This is a genomic window from Enterobacter sp. DSM 30060 (assembly GCF_013375955.1).
GTDB classification, from domain to species: Bacteria; Pseudomonadota; Gammaproteobacteria; order Enterobacterales; family Enterobacteriaceae; genus Enterobacter; species Enterobacter intestinihominis.
Window position 1 is genome coordinate 4,666,931 of record NZ_CP056118.1, and the last position, 15,411, is coordinate 4,682,341.

18 protein-coding genes and 1 pseudogene are annotated in these 15,411 nt (G+C 56.6%); 16 read left to right on the forward strand and 3 right to left on the reverse strand.

Features of this window, described 5'->3' with window-relative positions; all coding sequences use genetic code 11:
• Positions 1–145: 145 nt before the first annotated feature.
• The 14 genes and pseudogenes from fliF (at position 146) to rcsA (ending at position 11,668) form a co-directional block, all read left to right on the forward strand.
• Positions 146–1,828: a flagellar basal-body MS-ring/collar protein FliF gene (fliF, locus tag HWQ15_RS22275; RefSeq protein ID WP_045308594.1), complete on the forward strand. Its 1,683-nt coding sequence runs from the start codon at positions 146–148 to the stop codon at positions 1,826–1,828.
• The gene (gene fliG, locus HWQ15_RS22280; protein ID WP_003859608.1) at positions 1,821–2,819 is read left to right on the forward strand and encodes a flagellar motor switch protein FliG; all 999 of its coding nucleotides are present in this window, start codon (positions 1,821–1,823) and stop codon (positions 2,817–2,819) included. Before fliF ends, fliG begins: the two co-directional genes overlap by 8 nt.
• Positions 2,812–3,519: a flagellar assembly protein FliH gene (gene fliH / locus HWQ15_RS22285; RefSeq protein ID WP_022648550.1), complete on the forward strand. Its 708-nt coding sequence runs from the start codon at positions 2,812–2,814 to the stop codon at positions 3,517–3,519. Before fliG ends, fliH begins: the two co-directional genes overlap by 8 nt.
• Entirely contained in the window at positions 3,519–4,889 is a 1,371-nt protein-coding gene (gene fliI, locus HWQ15_RS22290; RefSeq protein WP_032624018.1) for a flagellar protein export ATPase FliI, read from the forward strand. The genes fliH and fliI overlap by 1 nt, the downstream gene beginning before the upstream one ends.
• 21 nt (positions 4,890–4,910) lie before the next feature.
• A complete protein-coding gene (gene fliJ, locus HWQ15_RS22295; protein ID WP_006811155.1) occupies positions 4,911–5,354 on the forward strand; it encodes a flagellar export protein FliJ in 444 nt (147 codons plus the stop codon).
• Positions 5,351–6,565, forward strand: a complete 1,215-nt coding sequence (gene fliK, locus HWQ15_RS22300; RefSeq protein ID WP_063148557.1) for a flagellar hook length control protein FliK — start codon at positions 5,351–5,353, stop codon at positions 6,563–6,565. Before fliJ ends, fliK begins: the two co-directional genes overlap by 4 nt.
• 106 nt (positions 6,566–6,671) lie before the next feature.
• Positions 6,672–7,142 carry a flagellar basal body-associated protein FliL gene (gene fliL / locus HWQ15_RS22305; protein WP_003859598.1) on the forward strand — a complete coding sequence of 157 codons (471 nt, stop codon included), beginning with the start codon at positions 6,672–6,674 and terminating at the stop codon, positions 7,140–7,142.
• 4 nt (positions 7,143–7,146) lie between these two features.
• Complete coding sequence (gene fliM, locus HWQ15_RS22310) at positions 7,147–8,151, forward strand: flagellar motor switch protein FliM (RefSeq protein WP_006811158.1); 1,005 nt, start codon at positions 7,147–7,149, stop codon at positions 8,149–8,151.
• Positions 8,148–8,561 carry a flagellar motor switch protein FliN gene (fliN, locus tag HWQ15_RS22315; RefSeq protein WP_003859592.1) on the forward strand — a complete coding sequence of 138 codons (414 nt, stop codon included), beginning with the start codon at positions 8,148–8,150 and terminating at the stop codon, positions 8,559–8,561. The genes fliM and fliN overlap by 4 nt, the downstream gene beginning before the upstream one ends.
• 2 nt (positions 8,562–8,563) lie before the next feature.
• Entirely contained in the window at positions 8,564–8,938 is a 375-nt protein-coding gene (gene fliO / locus HWQ15_RS22320) for a flagellar biosynthetic protein FliO (RefSeq protein WP_022648553.1), read from the forward strand.
• Positions 8,938–9,675: a flagellar type III secretion system pore protein FliP gene (fliP, locus tag HWQ15_RS22325; protein WP_022648554.1), complete on the forward strand. Its 738-nt coding sequence runs from the start codon at positions 8,938–8,940 to the stop codon at positions 9,673–9,675. The genes fliO and fliP overlap by 1 nt, the downstream gene beginning before the upstream one ends.
• A 10-nt stretch (positions 9,676–9,685) precedes the next feature.
• Complete coding sequence (gene fliQ, locus HWQ15_RS22330) at positions 9,686–9,955, forward strand: flagellar biosynthesis protein FliQ (protein ID WP_003859587.1); 270 nt, start codon at positions 9,686–9,688, stop codon at positions 9,953–9,955.
• A gap of 6 nt (positions 9,956–9,961) precedes the next feature.
• Positions 9,962–10,754, forward strand: a pseudogene (fliR, locus tag HWQ15_RS22335) (flagellar biosynthetic protein FliR); the annotation flags it as partial.
• 290 nt (positions 10,755–11,044) lie between these two features.
• Entirely contained in the window at positions 11,045–11,668 is a 624-nt protein-coding gene (rcsA, locus tag HWQ15_RS22340; RefSeq protein ID WP_022648556.1) for a transcriptional regulator RcsA, read from the forward strand.
• A gap of 98 nt (positions 11,669–11,766) precedes the next feature.
• Here rcsA and dsrB read toward each other — a convergent pair whose 3' ends face one another.
• A complete protein-coding gene (gene dsrB, locus HWQ15_RS22345) occupies positions 11,767–11,955 on the reverse strand; it encodes a protein DsrB (RefSeq protein WP_003859583.1) in 189 nt (62 codons plus the stop codon).
• Positions 11,956–12,083: 128 nt separating this feature from the next.
• On the opposite strand from dsrB, the gene yodD reads away from it, so the two are divergent.
• Positions 12,084–12,311, forward strand: coding sequence for a YodD family peroxide/acid resistance protein (yodD, locus tag HWQ15_RS22350; RefSeq protein WP_017383339.1), 228 nt, complete (start codon positions 12,084–12,086; stop codon positions 12,309–12,311).
• A 296-nt stretch (positions 12,312–12,607) separates the two neighbouring features.
• Positions 12,608–13,408, forward strand: coding sequence for a mannosyl-3-phosphoglycerate phosphatase-related protein (locus HWQ15_RS22355; protein ID WP_023306524.1), 801 nt, complete (start codon positions 12,608–12,610; stop codon positions 13,406–13,408).
• Here HWQ15_RS22355 and dgcQ read toward each other — a convergent pair.
• Together dgcQ and HWQ15_RS22365 are read right to left on the reverse strand one after the other, a co-directional pair.
• Positions 13,393–15,093 (reverse strand): cellulose biosynthesis regulator diguanylate cyclase DgcQ, encoded by a 1,701-nt coding sequence (gene dgcQ, locus HWQ15_RS22360; protein ID WP_063148555.1) that lies wholly within the window; start codon positions 15,091–15,093, stop codon positions 13,393–13,395. The genes HWQ15_RS22355 and dgcQ overlap by 16 nt on opposite strands.
• A gap of 84 nt (positions 15,094–15,177) precedes the next feature.
• Entirely contained in the window at positions 15,178–15,360 is a 183-nt protein-coding gene (locus HWQ15_RS22365; protein WP_022648559.1) for a YodC family protein, read from the reverse strand.
• Positions 15,361–15,411 lie beyond the last annotated feature (51 nt).

The following is a 15,411-nucleotide window of genomic DNA, read 5'->3' on the forward strand; positions in this document are numbered from 1 at the left end:
AGGTTATTTGACGCATAGAAAATCCCGATTCATCAAATAATGGCAGGGCCATCAGTATGGAACTTTTGTCGTGTTTGCCGACCCGGGAGTCAGTTTTGTTTCTCTACACGAATAACGTAAACCACCAGGATTTAAGAGGTGCGCAATGAGTGCGACAGCAGCATCGACAGCGCCGCAGAATAAATCACTCGAGTGGATGAACCGCCTTCGCGCCAACCCTAAGATCCCGTTGATTGTGGCAGGCGCTGCCGCCATTGCGATCATTGTCGCGATGGTCTTATGGGCAAAAAGCCCGGATTACCGCACGCTCTACAGCAACCTTTCCGACCAGGATGGCGGTGCCATCGTCACCCAGTTGACCCAGATGAACATCCCGTATCGCTTTGCCGATAACGGCGGTGCGCTTGAAGTGCCGGCAGATAAAGTGCACGAGCTTCGCCTGCGTCTCGCCCAGCAGGGGCTGCCGAAAGGCGGCGCGGTTGGGTTTGAACTGCTGGATCAGGAAAAATTCGGCATCAGCCAGTTCAGCGAGCAGGTTAACTACCAGCGCGCGCTGGAAGGTGAGCTGGCCCGTACGATTGAAACCTTAGGCCCGGTGAAAAGTGCCCGCGTGCACCTGGCGATGCCTAAGCCGTCCCTGTTTGTCCGCGAACAAAAGTCCCCTTCTGCCTCTGTGACGGTTAACCTCGAACCCGGTCGTGCGCTGGATGAAGGCCAGATCAGCGCCGTCACGCACCTGGTCTCCAGTGCGGTAGCCGGTCTGCCGCCGGGTAACGTTACGCTGGTGGATCAGAGCGGTCACCTGCTGACGCAGTCCAACACCGCCGGGCGCGATCTCAACGACGCCCAGCTGAAATACGCTGCCGACGTGGAAGGCCGTCTCCAGCGTCGCATCGAAGCGATTCTGGGCCCGGTGGTGGGCAACAGCAACGTGCATGCGCAGGTCACCGCGCAGATTGATTTCTCGAATAAAGAACAGACCGAAGAGCAGTACGCCCCGAACGGGGATGCTTCTCGCGCCGTGTTACGCTCGCGTCAGATCAATGAGACGGAACAGGTCGGTGGCCAGTATCCTGGCGGTGTGCCGGGTGCGCTCTCTAACCAGCCTGCGCCTGCCAACGCCGCGCCAATCTCCACGCCGCCGGCCAACCCGCAGAACGGTCAGCAAACGAATCAGCAGACGACCTCGACCGCGAACAGTGCCGGCCCGCGTAACAGCAGCCGTAACGAAACGACCAACTACGAAGTCGACCGGACTATCCGCCATACCAAACTGAACACGGGAGATATTCAGCGTCTCTCTGTTGCCGTGGTGGTGAACTACAAAACGCTGCCGGACGGTAAACCGCTGCCGCTCACGGCAGAGCAGATGAAGCAGATCGAAGATTTGACCCGCGAAGCGATGGGCTTCTCTGAAAAACGTGGCGATACCCTCAACGTTGTGAACTCACCGTTCAACCCGGTGGATGAGACCGGTGGCGAACTGCCGTTCTGGCAACAGCAGGCGTTCTTCGATCAGCTGATGTCCGCAGGTCGCTGGCTGCTGGTGCTGATTGTCGCGTGGCTGCTGTGGCGTAAGGGTGTCCGTCCTCAGCTTCAGCGTCGCGCTGAAGCCGAAAAAGCTGCGCTGGAACAGAAGAACGCGCGTCCGGACGAGGAAGAAGCGGTTGAAGTTCGTCTCAGCAAAGATGAACAGATGCAGCAGCGCCGTGCTAACCAGCGTATGGGCGCAGAGGTGATGAGCCAGCGCATTCGCGAAATGTCAGATAACGATCCGCGCGTCGTCGCGCTGGTCATCCGCGGTTGGATGGGTAACGAACATGAGTAATACGCTTACAGGCACCGATAAGAGCGTCATCCTGCTGATGACCATTGGCGAAGATCGCGCGGCGGAGGTGTTTAAACACCTCTCTCAGCGAGAAGTGCAGATCCTCAGCGCGGCGATGGCCAACGTGCGCCAGATCTCCAACAAGCAGCTGACCGAAGTGCTGGCGGAGTTTGAGCAGGAAGCCGAGCAGTTTGCTGCGCTCAACGTCAACGCCAACGAATACCTGCGCTCCGTGCTGGTTAAGGCGCTGGGCGAAGAGCGCGCCGCCAGCCTGCTGGAAGATATTCTCGAAACGCGCGACACCGCCAGCGGGATCGAAACGCTCAACTTTATGGAACCGCAAAGCGCCGCCGATCTTATTCGCGACGAGCACCCGCAGATTATCGCCACCATTCTGGTCCACCTCAAACGGGGCCAGGCGGCCGATATTCTGGCGCTGTTCGACGAGCGCCTGCGCCACGACGTGATGCTGCGTATCGCCACCTTCGGCGGCGTCCAGCCAGCCGCGCTGGCGGAGCTGACCGAAGTGCTGAACAACCTGCTCGACGGCCAGAACCTCAAGCGCAGCAAAATGGGCGGCGTGAGAACGGCAGCGGAAATCATCAACCTGATGAAAACGCAGCAGGAAGAGGCGGTTATTACGGCGGTGCGCGAGTTCGACGGCGAACTGGCGCAGAAAATTATCGACGAGATGTTCCTGTTCGAAAACCTGGTCGAAGTGGACGATCGCAGCATCCAGCGCCTGCTTCAGGAAGTGGATTCGGAGTCCCTGCTTATCGCCCTCAAAGGCGCCGAGCAGCCGCTGCGCGAGAAGTTCCTGCGCAACATGTCCCAGCGTGCGGCCGATATCCTGCGCGACGACCTGGCCAACCGTGGCCCGGTGCGTTTGTCTCAGGTGGAGAACGAACAGAAAGCGATCCTGCTTATTGTTCGTCGTCTGGCAGAAACCGGCGAGATGGTGATTGGCAGCGGAGACGACACCTATGTCTGATGAACTGTCGTGGAAGCGCTGGACGCCTGACGACCTCTCCCCTCCCACCGCAGAGTTCACCCCTGCCATAGTGTCGTCCGATGAGGGCGACGCCGGGGCGGGCGTGCCCGAGCTGAGTGAAGAGGAACAGCGCGCCCAGATGCTGGCCCAGATGCAAATGCAGGCGCACGAGCAGGGCTTCAACGCCGGGATGAACGAAGGCCGTCAGACCGGGCACGCACAGGGTTATCAGGAAGGGCTGGCGAAAGGTTTAGAGCAGGGCATTGAGCAGGCGCGCCAGCAGCAGGCGCCGCTGCATGCCCGCATGCAGCAGCTGGTGAGCGAGTTTCAGCACACGCTGGATGCGCTGGACAGCGTGATTGCTTCGCGCCTGATGCAGATGGCGCTGGAGGCGGCCCGTCAGGTGATCGGCCAGACGCCGGTCGTGGATAACGCCGCGCTGATTAAGCAAATCCAGGGGCTGCTCCAGCAGGAGCCGCTGTTCAGCGGCAAACCGCAGCTGCGCGTGCATCCTGATGATTTGCAGCGCGTGGAAGAGAGCCTCGGCGCGACGCTGAGCCTGCACGGCTGGCGGCTGCGCGGCGATCCGTCGCTCCATCACGGAGGCTGTAAGGTCTCGGCGGATGAGGGCGATCTGGATGCCAGCGTCGCGACCCGCTGGCAGGAACTGTGCCGCCTGGCGGCACCGGGAGTCGTCTGATGACCGCTCGCCTTACGCGCTGGCTTAACACGCTCGATAATTTTGAAACGAAGATGGCGCAGCTGCCATCCGTTCGTCGTTATGGACGCCTGACGCGTGCCACCGGTCTGGTCCTGGAAGCCACGGGTCTGCAACTTCCGCTCGGCGCCACCTGCGTGATTGAGCGTCAGGACGGGAGTGAGACGCGTGAAGTGGAAAGTGAAGTGGTCGGGTTTAACGGCCAGCGACTGTTTCTGATGCCCCTTGAGGAAGTGGAAGGGATTTTGCCCGGCGCCCGCGTCTACGCGAAAAACATTAGCGGTGACGGCCTGCAAAGCGGCAAACAGCTCCCGCTCGGTCCGGCGCTGCTGGGCCGCGTGCTGGACGGGAGCGGCAAACCGCTCGATGGCCTGCCCTCCCCTGATACCACCGAAACCGGCGCGCTGATCACCCAACCCTTTAACCCGCTGCAACGCACGCCAATCGAGCACGTACTGGATACAGGCGTGCGGCCGATTAACGCCCTGCTCACAGTGGGACGCGGCCAGCGTATGGGGCTGTTTGCCGGCTCCGGCGTGGGTAAATCGGTCCTGCTCGGCATGATGGCGCGTTATACCCAGGCGGACGTTATCGTCGTCGGCCTGATTGGTGAGCGTGGTCGCGAAGTCAAAGATTTCATCGAAAACATTCTTGGTGCGGAGGGTCGCGCCCGCTCGGTGGTGATCGCCGCCCCGGCGGACGTGTCGCCGCTGCTGCGTATGCAGGGTGCCGCCTACGCCACGCGTATCGCGGAAGATTTCCGCGACCGGGGCCAGCACGTGCTGCTGATTATGGACTCCCTGACCCGCTACGCGATGGCGCAGCGTGAGATTGCGCTGGCCATCGGCGAGCCGCCCGCCACCAAAGGTTACCCGCCGTCGGTCTTCGCCAAGCTCCCGGCGTTGGTTGAGCGTGCGGGGAATGGCATCAGCGGCGGAGGTTCCATCACCGCGTTCTATACGGTACTGACCGAAGGCGATGACCAGCAGGACCCGATTGCCGATTCTGCGCGCGCGATCCTCGACGGCCATATCGTGCTGTCGCGCCGTCTGGCCGAAGCCGGGCACTACCCGGCGATTGATATTGAAGCCTCGATCAGCCGTGCGATGACGGCCCTGATCACTGAGCAACACTACGCCCGCGTGCGTAACTTCAAACAACTGCTCTCCAGCTTCCAGCGCAACCGCGATCTGGTAAGCGTCGGAGCGTACGCCAAAGGCAGCGATCCGATGCTCGATAAAGCGATTGCCCTCTGGCCGCAGTTGGAGGCATTTCTGCAACAGGGTATTTTTGAACGCGCCGACTGGGAAGATTCCCTCCAGGCACTGGAGCTGATTTTCCCGCAGGTGTAACACAGGTGGAGGGCGAAGGTCATGGCGCAGAACAGCGCGTTATCAACGCTGAAAGATCTGGCTGAAAAAGAAGTTGATGATGCCGCATTGCAACTTGGCGCAATGCGACGCGGGTGCCAGCAGGCTGAAGAACAGTTGAAGATGTTAATCGACTATCAGCATGAATATCGCACCAACCTTAACACCGACATGACGCAGGGCATTGGTAGCCAGCGCTGGATTAACTATCAGCAGTTTATCCAGACGCTGGAAAAGGCGATTGAGCAGCATCGCCAGCAGCTTAACCAGTGGACGCAAAAAGTCGATACCGCGCTGAATTTCTGGCGCGAGAAAAAACAGCGGTTGCAGGCCTGGCAAACCTTACAGGACCGGCAGATTGCAGCCTCGACCCTGGCGGAAAACCGTCTGGATCAGAAAAAAATGGATGAGTTTGCCCAGCGCGCATCAATGAGGAAACCAGAATGATCACACTGCAACAACTGCTGATGACCGACAGCGACCCGTCCGGCGGCACACTGACCGGAAAAGGCGCTGAGGGCGCGCAAGATTTTCTCTCTCTGCTGGCGGGCGCGCTGACCGAGACCACCGGCAAAGGCAAAGATGCTCCGCTGACGCTGGCCGATCTGAAAGCGGCGGGAAGCAAGCTGTCGACAGCGGCACAGGAAAAAAACGGTGATACCACGCTCCAGGCCAAAATCGCCGAGCTACTCTCCCGCCAGGAGACCCTGACTGATGAAGATACCGCCGTCTCCCTGCAAAGCCTTGTCTCCGGTCTGAAACCCGCAGCGAATACGGATGCGCTGAAGGCGCTGACCCGGACGGACGCGAAAGCAAACAGCGAGACCACGACTGAAGAAGAGGAGCTGGCCGGGTTAAGCGCGCTGATGGCGATGTTACCGCACCAGCAGACTACCACCCCAATGGCGACGCAGCCAGCAAGCACCGGGGAGGTCGCCCCCCGTGCCGCCCTCCCCTCTGCGCTAGCCCAGACGGACAACGGCCAGCATCAGCCGCTTAGCCATGCGTTAACGGTTCAGGAAAAAACGTCGGTTCAGGACAGCGACACGTCGCTGCCCGCCACGGCAGCCGTTACGCCAGCTGTTGCCGCCGTCGCGGAGAAGCAGGACGTAGTGAGCACGGCGTCGTCTGCCGCCAGCCCAACCGCGACGCTGGCACCGATCATCAGTCACCTGGCAACCCCCCAGTCTGCCGCTACCGTTGCGACCGCGCCGGTGTTAAGCCAGCCGCTGGGCACGCACGAATGGCAGCAGAATCTAAGCCAGCACATCACCCTGTTCACCAGACAGGGCCAACAGACCGCAGAGCTACGCCTGCACCCGGAAGATCTGGGTCAGGTGCAAATTTCGCTTAAGCTGGATGACAACCAGGCGCAGTTGCAGATGGTTTCGCCCCACAGCCACGTTCGTGCGGCGCTGGAAGCGGCCCTGCCGATCCTGCGCACGCAGCTTGCGGAAAACGGCATTCAGCTTTCCCAAAGCAGCGTCAGCAGCGAAGGCTTTGCCGGGCAGCAGCAATCTTCATCCGGGCAACAACAGCATGCTTCGCGTTCAGGCCAGCATGGCGGGTTTAACGAGGAGAGCGAAGAGTTATTGCCAACCCCTGCCGCCCTGCAATCCGCCGCGCGCGGCAGCCGTGCCGTAGACATCTTTGCCTAAACGCCAGAGGTAACGTGATTATCCCCGTCTTTTCCACGCTTTGACCTAAGCCGGACACGGGATAATCACCGTATTAAGCTGTACCGAAACAGGAAGCTCGTATCAGATGACAGACTCCGCTATCACCAAAAAAAGCAAGCGTTCCATCTGGATCCCGCTGCTGGTGTTGATTACCCTCGCGGCCTGCGCCACCGCAGGCTACAGTTACTGGCGTATGCAGCAGGAACCCTCAAGCGCAGCCGCCAAAGCTGAAGCGCCGCCTCCACCGGCGCCGGTCTTCTACCCGCTGGATACGTTCACCGTGAACCTCGGCGATGCGGATCGCGTGCTTTACGTGGGCATTACGCTGCGTCTGAAAGATGAAGCGACCCGTGCACGTCTGAACGACTACCTGCCAGAAGTGCGTAGCCGTCTGCTGCTGCTGTTTTCTCGTCAGGATGCCTCCGCGCTCGCCACCGATGTGGGCAAGCAAAAGCTGGTCGATGCGATCAAACAGACGCTGGCGACCCCGCTGGTCAACGGCCAACCTAAGCAGGAAGTCACTGACGTTCTGTATACAGCCTTCATTCTGCGGTAACGACATGGGCGACAGTATTCTTTCTCAGGCAGAAATCGATGCGCTGCTCAATGGCGACAGCGATAAGAGTGACGATCCGAAGCCGGGTCTGACCGGCGACGATAATATTCGTCCCTACGATCCCAATACCCAGCGTCGCGTGGTGCGCGAGCGTTTACAGGCGCTGGAGATCATCAACGAACGTTTCGCACGTCAGTTCCGAATGGGGCTGTTTAACCTGCTGCGTCGTAGCCCGGATATCACCGTCGGTGCGATCCGCATTCAGCCGTATCATGAGTTTGCCCGCAACCTGCCGGTGCCAACCAACCTTAACCTGATCCATCTGAAACCGCTGCGTGGTACCGGCCTGGTGGTGTTCTCGCCAAGCCTGGTGTTCATCGCGGTGGATAACCTGTTCGGTGGCGATGGCCGTTTCCCGACCAAAGTGGAAGGCCGCGAGTTTACCCATACCGAACAGCGCGTTATCAACCGCATGCTGAAGCTGGCGCTGGAATCCTACAGCGACGCGTGGAAAGCGATTAACCCGCTGGAAGTGGAGTACGTGCGTTCCGAGATGCAGGTGAAGTTTACCAACATCACCACTTCACCGAATGACATCGTGGTGAACACCCCGTTCCACGTCGAAATCGGCAACCTGACGGGCGAGTTCAACATCTGCCTGCCGTTCAGCATGATTGAACCGCTGCGCGAACTGCTGGTGAACCCGCCGCTGGAGAACTCACGCCATGAAGATCAGAACTGGCGTGAGAACCTGGTGCGCCAGGTTCAGCACTCGCAGCTGGAGCTGGTGGCTAACTTTGCCGACATCTCCATGCGGTTATCGCAGATCCTGAAATTACAACCCGGCGACGTTTTGCCGATAGATAAACCCGACCGCATTATTGCCCATGTGGATGGCGTACCCGTGCTGACAAGTCAGTACGGCACGATTAACGGCCAGTATGCGTTACGCGTTGAGCACTTGATTAACCCGATTTTGAATTCGCTGAATGAGGAACAGCCCAAATGAGTGACATGAACAATCCGTCCGATGAAAACAGCGGAGCACTGGACGATCTGTGGGCTGACGCGTTAAACGAGCAAAAAACGACGCCGACGAAAAGCGCGGCAGACGCGGTCTTCCAGCAGTTAGGCGGCGGCGACGTCAGCGGGACGTTACAGGACATCGACCTGATTATGGACATTCCGGTCAAGCTGACCGTTGAGCTGGGCCGCACCCGCATGACTATTAAAGAGCTGCTGCGCCTGACGCAGGGTTCCGTGGTGGCGCTTGACGGTTTAGCGGGTGAGCCGCTGGATATTCTGATCAACGGCTACCTGATTGCACAGGGCGAAGTAGTGGTGGTGGCCGATAAATACGGCGTACGTATCACCGACATCATTACCCCTTCCGAACGTATGCGTCGCCTGAGCCGTTAAGTATGAAAACCCAGGCAACACTGTCCGCGCCCTCCGCCGTACCCGGCTCCCCGCTGCTTCAGGTGAGCGGCGCGCTGTTCGGTATTATTGCCTTTATCCTTATCGCCGCCTGGCTGGCAAAGCGTTTTGGGCTGGCGGGGAAAACGGCCGGCACGCGCGGTTTGAAGGTCAGCGCCAGCACCACACTCGGGCCACGCGAGCGCGTGGTCATTGTGGAAGTGGAAGATGCACGACTGGTGCTGGGGGTGACTGCCTCCAGCATTAACGTTCTTCACACGCTGCCCCCTGCGCCTGTCACGGTGGAGGCTAACGCCCAGGCCCCTGCGGATTTTCAGTCCGTTATGAAGAGTTTGCTCAAGCGTTCCGGGAGATCCTGATGCGCCGTTTGTTATTGCTTACGCTGGCAGGTCTGGGCCTGTTCGCGCCTTCTGTGTATGCGCAGCTGCCGGGGCTGGTTTCCACGCCGCTGGCGAACGGGGGACAAAGCTGGTCCCTCTCCGTGCAGACGCTGGTGTTCATCACCTCACTGACCTTTATCCCGGCGATCCTGCTGATGATGACCAGTTTCACCCGCATCATCATTGTGTTTGGTCTGCTGCGAAATGCGCTCGGCACGCCGTCCGCGCCGCCCAATCAGGTGCTGCTGGGTTTAGCCCTGTTCCTGACCTTTTTCATTATGTCGCCGGTGATCGACAAGATTTACACCGAGGCGTACCAGCCGTTCAGCGAAGATAAAATTTCCATGCAGGTTGCCCTGGAAAAGGGGGCTCAGCCATTACGTGAATTTATGCTTCGCCAGACGCGCGAAGCGGATTTGGCCCTGTTTGCCCGTCTCGCTAACACGGGCGAGTTACAGGGACCGGAAGCGGTGCCGATGCGCATTCTGCTGCCAGCGTATGTGACCAGTGAGCTGAAAACGGCGTTCCAGATTGGCTTCACCATTTTCATTCCGTTCCTGATTATTGACCTGGTGATCGCCAGCGTCCTGATGGCGCTCGGGATGATGATGGTCCCGCCCGCAACCATTGCCCTGCCCTTTAAGATCATGCTGTTCGTGCTGGTCGACGGCTGGCAGCTGCTGGTCAGCTCGCTGGCGCAGAGTTTCTACAGTTGAGGAGCGCGCAATGACGCCTGAGTCGGTCATGATGATGGGCACGGAAGCGATGAAAGTCGCGATTGCCGTCGCCGCGCCCCTGCTTCTGGTTGCGCTGGTAACCGGTCTGATTATCAGTATTCTTCAGGCCGCCACGCAGATTAACGAAATGACCCTGTCGTTCATCCCGAAGATCATCGCCGTCTTCGTGGCGATTATCGTTGCCGGGCCCTGGATGCTCAATTTGCTGCTGGACTACATGCGCAACCTGTTCACCAATCTGCCTTACATCATCGGCTGACGGACGATGCTGCAATTCACCAGCGATCAGTTTGTTCAGTTGCTCGGGATCTATTTCTGGCCGATGCTGCGCATCATGGCGCTGATCTCCACCGCCCCCATACTCAGTGAAAAGTCAGTGCCTAAACGCATTAAAATTGGGTTGGGCATGGTTATCACCATTATCGTTGCCCCTTCCCTGCCGGCGGTGGATATTCCGATTTTTTCCCCGAATGCGATCTGGATTGCCCTGCAACAGGTGATGATTGGCGTGGCGGTCGGATTTACGATGCAGCTCGCCTTCGCCGCGGTACGAACGGCGGGCGAACTGATCGGTTTGCAGATGGGTCTGTCTTTCGCGACGTTCGTTGACCCGGGCAGCCATCTGAATATGCCCGTGCTGGCGCGTATTATCGACCTGCTGGCGATGCTGTTGTTTCTCTCGTTCAACGGCCACCTGTGGCTCATCTCTATGCTGGTGGACACCTTCCACACGCTGCCGATTGGCGACAACCCGGTGAACAGTAACGCTTTTCTGGCGCTGGTGCGGGCTGCCGGGCTGATCTTCCTCAACGGGCTGATGCTGGCGCTGCCTGTCATAACCCTGCTGCTCACCGTTAACCTCGCATTGGGTTTACTCAACCGAATGGCCCCGCAGCTGTCGGTATTCGTCATCGGCTTTCCGGTGACGTTGACGGTTGGCCTTTTATTAATGTCATTATTGATGCCACTTATCGCCCCCTTCTGCGAGCATTTATTCAGCGAGATATTCAATCTCTTAGCGGATATTGTCAGCGAACTTCCACGCAAATAATAACCCGCAGTGTTTGCAATGTCTTTCTGAGGATATTCCTAAAAATAATCTTGAAAAACATCTACCAGGATATATCTGACGCGGTTTAAATGTTTCTAACCACCTCACAATACTTAATATTTACTTTACTTTAAGATGATTCCTGGCAAATTATACGTAACTTTACGGGATAGTGAGTTCGCCTGAAAGTCTTTGTCATGCTCACAGGTTTTATTAGATTTTTTCCATCCCGTATGGCTGTTTATGAGCTCTCAGGCAGGTGGTGAATTATCGTTACGCATTGAGTGAGGGTATGCCATGTCAACGATCATTATGGATTTATGCAGCTACACCCGGCTAGGGTTAACCGGGTACTTAGCAAGCAGAGGGGTAAGAAAGAGAGACATCAACGATGCACACACCGTTGAAGAACTCGCAGCCGCTTGTGAGACTCACAAGCCCGGCGTGGTGTTTATTAATGAGGACTGTTTCATTCACGACCCCGCTAACAGTCAGCACATTAAGCAGATCATTAATCAGCATCCCAGAACCCTGTTTATTGTTTTTATGGCCATCGCCAATATTCATTTCGATGAGTATTTGTTGGTGCGTAAAAACTTATTAATCAGTTCGAAATCGATTAAACCAGAGTCGCTTGATGACATTCTGGGCGATTATTTGAATAAAGAAGTTAAGAATGTAGGGGCGGTTAACTTACCCACCCTATCATTAAGCAGAACTGAATCAAGTATGCTAAGAATGTGGATGGCTGGACAAGGGACAATTCAGATCTCAGACCAGATGAATATCAAGGCAAAAACAGTATCGTCACACAAAGGAAATATTAAAAGGAAAATTAAAACGCATAATAAGCAAGTGATATACCATGTCGTACGCCTGACAGATAATGTGACGAATGGGATTTTCGTTAATATGCGCTAATTTGCACGGCCATGTTGTACCCTACCTTGATCTCTGGCCTGGCCAGAGATTTTGCTTTTCAGCAGCCGGGCCGGGGAGAAGACGCCCCCGACGCCGCCCTATTCCGCCGTTTCCACAAAGATCCCATCCGGGTGCCCCAGTTCGTTGAAGAACCAGATGCCGAGCGGGTAATCTTCCAGCGACACCAGATACATTGTGCCTTCATTAAACTCTTCTATTGCCAGCACCACGCCCGGGCGGCGCGGCCCACCGTCCGTTTTGACGGTTACCCGATCGTTGACCTTCATACATTCCTCCTGTGGTTTTGAGCCAGTGTAGAACAAATTACCCTGGCTGGCATCGCCGCCTGACGCGAATGGCGTTTTTGTGTGCGGTCTATACTTAGCTGTTGAGACGGTTAAATGAGGAGCCCGCCATGAAGACTGACAAAGAGTACAGCGACACCATTAAGCGTGAGGTGGAAGTGGATGTCGATGCCCTGCTTGCCGCCATTAATGAAATCAGTGAGTCCGAAGTTCATCGCGCGGAGGATAATTCAGACCGTGTCGTGGTCAATGGTCGTGATTACCATACCTACCGTGAACTGGCTGAAGCATTCGAGTTGGATATCCATGACTTTAGTGTCTCGGAAACGAACCGCTAAGGCGAAAAAAATCCCGGTCATGGGGATGACCGGGATCAAACTTGCTTATGCAAGAAGCACTTGTAAATTCGTTACACCAGGAAATCTGATGCAGGTAAGACATTATCCCCAACAGATTTGTCTTACAAGCATATATTCTCTTAGCGAATATTATATTTTATACATGTGAATTTTGGTTATGAGTATAAACATGCGCTGCGTGTGGGTTTATCGGGATCGTTTCCACTTCAACGGGACATCAATGCTGAGTTTTTTTAAGACTTTTCTTAGATGAACATCATTATTCAGGAGACGTTATGCCTTCGCTAAAGGAGACTCTGCTCGTCTTTACCGATCTCGACGGTACGCTGCTGGATTTTCACACTCTCGACTGGCAGCCTGCCGCTTCCTGGCTGAAGAGATTACAGGATGAACAGGTACCAGTCATTCTGTGCAGCAGCAAAACCGCGTCCGAAATGCGTGACATCCAGCAGGAACTTGGCCTTGGCGGGCTGCCCTACATTGCGGAAAACGGCGCGGTGATCCAGCCTGACGTACGGTGGGAAAACGCCGCACGGTTCATCTCAGAAAAGAAGCATGACGATATCTGGCAGTTTATTGCCCGGGTACGCCAGGAGATGCATCTGAAATTCACCACCTTCGACGATGTGGATGAGCGCGTGGTCGCCGAATGGACCGGGCTAAGCCGTCCCCGTGCGGCGCTTGCACGTAAACACGAGGCTTCCGTGACGCTGATCTGGCGTGACAGTGATGAACAAATGAAACGCTTCGCAGCCGAACTGGCCCGGCAGGGGCTGAAGATCGTCCCGGGTGCTCGCTTCTGGCATATTCTGGACACGAGCTGTGGCAAAGACGTGGCGGTGCACTGGCTTGTGGAACAGTATCGCCTGCACGACGGATTTGACCCGACAACGTTGGGCCTGGGCGACGGCCCCAATGATGCCCCTCTGCTGGACAGCGTAGCCTTCGCCGTGGTGGTGAAAGGCTTCAACCGGGAGGGGGTCAGCCTTAAGAACAACGATCCCACACGGGTTTATCGCACTCAGCACACCGGACCGGCCGGCTGGCGCGAGGGGCTTGATTACTTTTTAACGTGATCCTGCCAGATGACCCGGTTACGCCCGCGCTGTTTCGCCTCATACAGACGCGCATCGGCGGTGGATTGCAGATTTTCGAAGTGATAATTGCCCTTCTCCTGCGCGCCAGAGACGCCAAACGACGCGCTCACGCGCAGGGTAGTACTTTTCTTAATCAGGATCTCTTTGCTGTCGATACGCTCACGGATCTGCTCTGCAACTTCCGCCGCCTCTTCAAGCGTCATGCCGGGCAGTACCACACAGAACTCTTCGCCGCCGACGCGCCCGGCAATATCTTTAGTGCGCAGGGTACTGGCAATCAGCCCCGCAGCATGGGACAACACCTTATCACCCGCCTGGTGCCCGAACCGGTCATTAATGCTCTTAAAGCAGTCAAGATCGATCTGGATGACAGAGAAAGGCAGCGCCTGCTGTTCACACTGCTTCGCCAGTATTTTCGCCCGCTCAAACAGCGACCCACGATTATTCAACCGGGTCAGAGGGTCGTGCCAGGCCTGCCATTGCAGCGAATTCTGCAACGAATACATATTACTGACCATGCGCCGGATCACCAGCCATGAGATGAGCAGCATCGCGGTGAACAGCGCCCAAAGCAATGCCAGCACAATACTGATGCTGCCGAAATCGCCGCGCACCCCTTCTTCCAGGGTGTGCACGCGCAGGACGATGCCATCAAAGTGGTCGAGACGCTCCCAGCTGACAAAACGACTCCCCAGGCGAATGCCGCCTTCGGAATCCGATTCTATTGCGTGCGCTATCTGCGCTAGTTCGGGCGCGTCAAAATGATTAACGTCCGCAGCAGATGATCCAGACGTCGCGAGCAGGGTGAGACGACTGTCATACAGCTGGTATTCCCCTTCCGGGTTATCGCCTACGGCCTCCACCAGCAGACGACGCAGGGTGGCAAAGGTGAAATCCATCGCCACCACGCCATACCAGACGTGATTGTAATAAACAGGCACACTGGCGGTGATCAGCGGCTTTTTGCCCACAAAGGAGGAAGGAGGCGAGATAAACCAGCGCACGGCACGCGCACGGTTCTCACGCTCGGACTGTTGGGTAAACCAGGGCTGAGTGACCAGATAGTAGTAACGCTGCACGATATCGCTGGCATTTTCCGGCGTATCCGTTTCCAGAAAGAATCCGGCGCGAGAGACATAAATCACGCGCTCTTCGTTGCCGGAAGAACTGGATGCCAGACGCAATAAATACCCCACTTCAAGCGCGGCGGACAGTTCATTATCAAGAAACTCATCATCGCGATTCAGAAGGGTGGTCTTTTCAACGAAGGCATCCGACACACCGTTGATCGGCAATGTGCGCTGTTTATCAACCTCAATTTGCCAGGTGGGGGATGTGCGCAAACGGGCAAAACGCTTTACCGCATCATGTAGCACGCCAAACGCCAGCGGCGTTTCCAGCGCATCACGCATGCTGTGGCGAAAAAACAGCATTTTATCGACGCTGAACTGGAGTTGTCTGTCCAGCGCACTGGCAACCGTTTCCAGATGGTTACGCTGACTGGAGATATAGGCATCTTCCAGTACCACAACTTCGCGCCAGGTCAGGAGGGTGGAAAAGATCAGGACAACGATAAAACAGAGGTTAACAACCAAACGGGGATTGCTACGCTTATGCAGCCACTGCAAAAAAGATTGTTTTACAACAAAGGTATTGTGCTGCACACGCACTCCCTGAGTGTCGCTCACCATCCGATATGATAAGTCTTCTGCCAGTAAAAACGCCCGGCAGGGCCGGGCGTTGTGTGATTAAGCCTTATCGCGTTTTTGCCTTTTATCACCAGGCTGAAGCTCATCTTCACGAAAAGCCTCCCGCTTAATGCCGTATCCGTCATGCCACCGACACTCCACCATTCCACTGGAATAACCGGTGACAATCATGCATGGACCACCATTCTTTGGCTTAACTTCATCACTGACCAAAAAGACCATACCTGCCTCCTGTATCAGGGTGAAACGTTTTCAATTTAGACGAGGAATGGT

What these genes read in the sequence shown, in the direction of transcription:
- fliF (WP_045308594.1), top strand. Translation starts at nt 146, where the DNA reads ATGAGTGCGACAGCAGCATCGACAGCGCCGCAGAATAAATCACTCGAG.
- fliG (WP_003859608.1), top strand. Translation starts at nt 1,821, where the DNA reads ATGAGTAATACGCTTACAGGCACCGATAAGAGCGTCATCCTGCTGATG.
- fliH (WP_022648550.1), top strand. Translation starts at nt 2,812, where the DNA reads ATGTCTGATGAACTGTCGTGGAAGCGCTGGACGCCTGACGACCTCTCC.
- fliI (WP_032624018.1), top strand. Translation starts at nt 3,519, where the DNA reads ATGACCGCTCGCCTTACGCGCTGGCTTAACACGCTCGATAATTTTGAA.
- fliJ (WP_006811155.1), top strand. Translation starts at nt 4,911, where the DNA reads ATGGCGCAGAACAGCGCGTTATCAACGCTGAAAGATCTGGCTGAAAAA.
- fliK (WP_063148557.1), top strand. Translation starts at nt 5,351, where the DNA reads ATGATCACACTGCAACAACTGCTGATGACCGACAGCGACCCGTCCGGC.
- fliL (WP_003859598.1), top strand. Translation starts at nt 6,672, where the DNA reads ATGACAGACTCCGCTATCACCAAAAAAAGCAAGCGTTCCATCTGGATC.
- fliM (WP_006811158.1), top strand. Translation starts at nt 7,147, where the DNA reads ATGGGCGACAGTATTCTTTCTCAGGCAGAAATCGATGCGCTGCTCAAT.
- fliN (WP_003859592.1), top strand. Translation starts at nt 8,148, where the DNA reads ATGAGTGACATGAACAATCCGTCCGATGAAAACAGCGGAGCACTGGAC.
- fliO (WP_022648553.1), top strand. Translation starts at nt 8,564, where the DNA reads ATGAAAACCCAGGCAACACTGTCCGCGCCCTCCGCCGTACCCGGCTCC.
- fliP (WP_022648554.1), top strand. Translation starts at nt 8,938, where the DNA reads ATGCGCCGTTTGTTATTGCTTACGCTGGCAGGTCTGGGCCTGTTCGCG.
- fliQ (WP_003859587.1), top strand. Translation starts at nt 9,686, where the DNA reads ATGACGCCTGAGTCGGTCATGATGATGGGCACGGAAGCGATGAAAGTC.
- rcsA (WP_022648556.1), top strand. Translation starts at nt 11,045, where the DNA reads ATGTCAACGATCATTATGGATTTATGCAGCTACACCCGGCTAGGGTTA.
- dsrB (WP_003859583.1), bottom strand. Translation starts at nt 11,955, where the DNA reads ATGAAGGTCAACGATCGGGTAACCGTCAAAACGGACGGTGGGCCGCGC.
- yodD (WP_017383339.1), top strand. Translation starts at nt 12,084, where the DNA reads ATGAAGACTGACAAAGAGTACAGCGACACCATTAAGCGTGAGGTGGAA.
- HWQ15_RS22355 (WP_023306524.1), top strand. Translation starts at nt 12,608, where the DNA reads ATGCCTTCGCTAAAGGAGACTCTGCTCGTCTTTACCGATCTCGACGGT.
- HWQ15_RS22365 (WP_022648559.1), bottom strand. Translation starts at nt 15,360, where the DNA reads ATGGTCTTTTTGGTCAGTGATGAAGTTAAGCCAAAGAATGGTGGTCCA.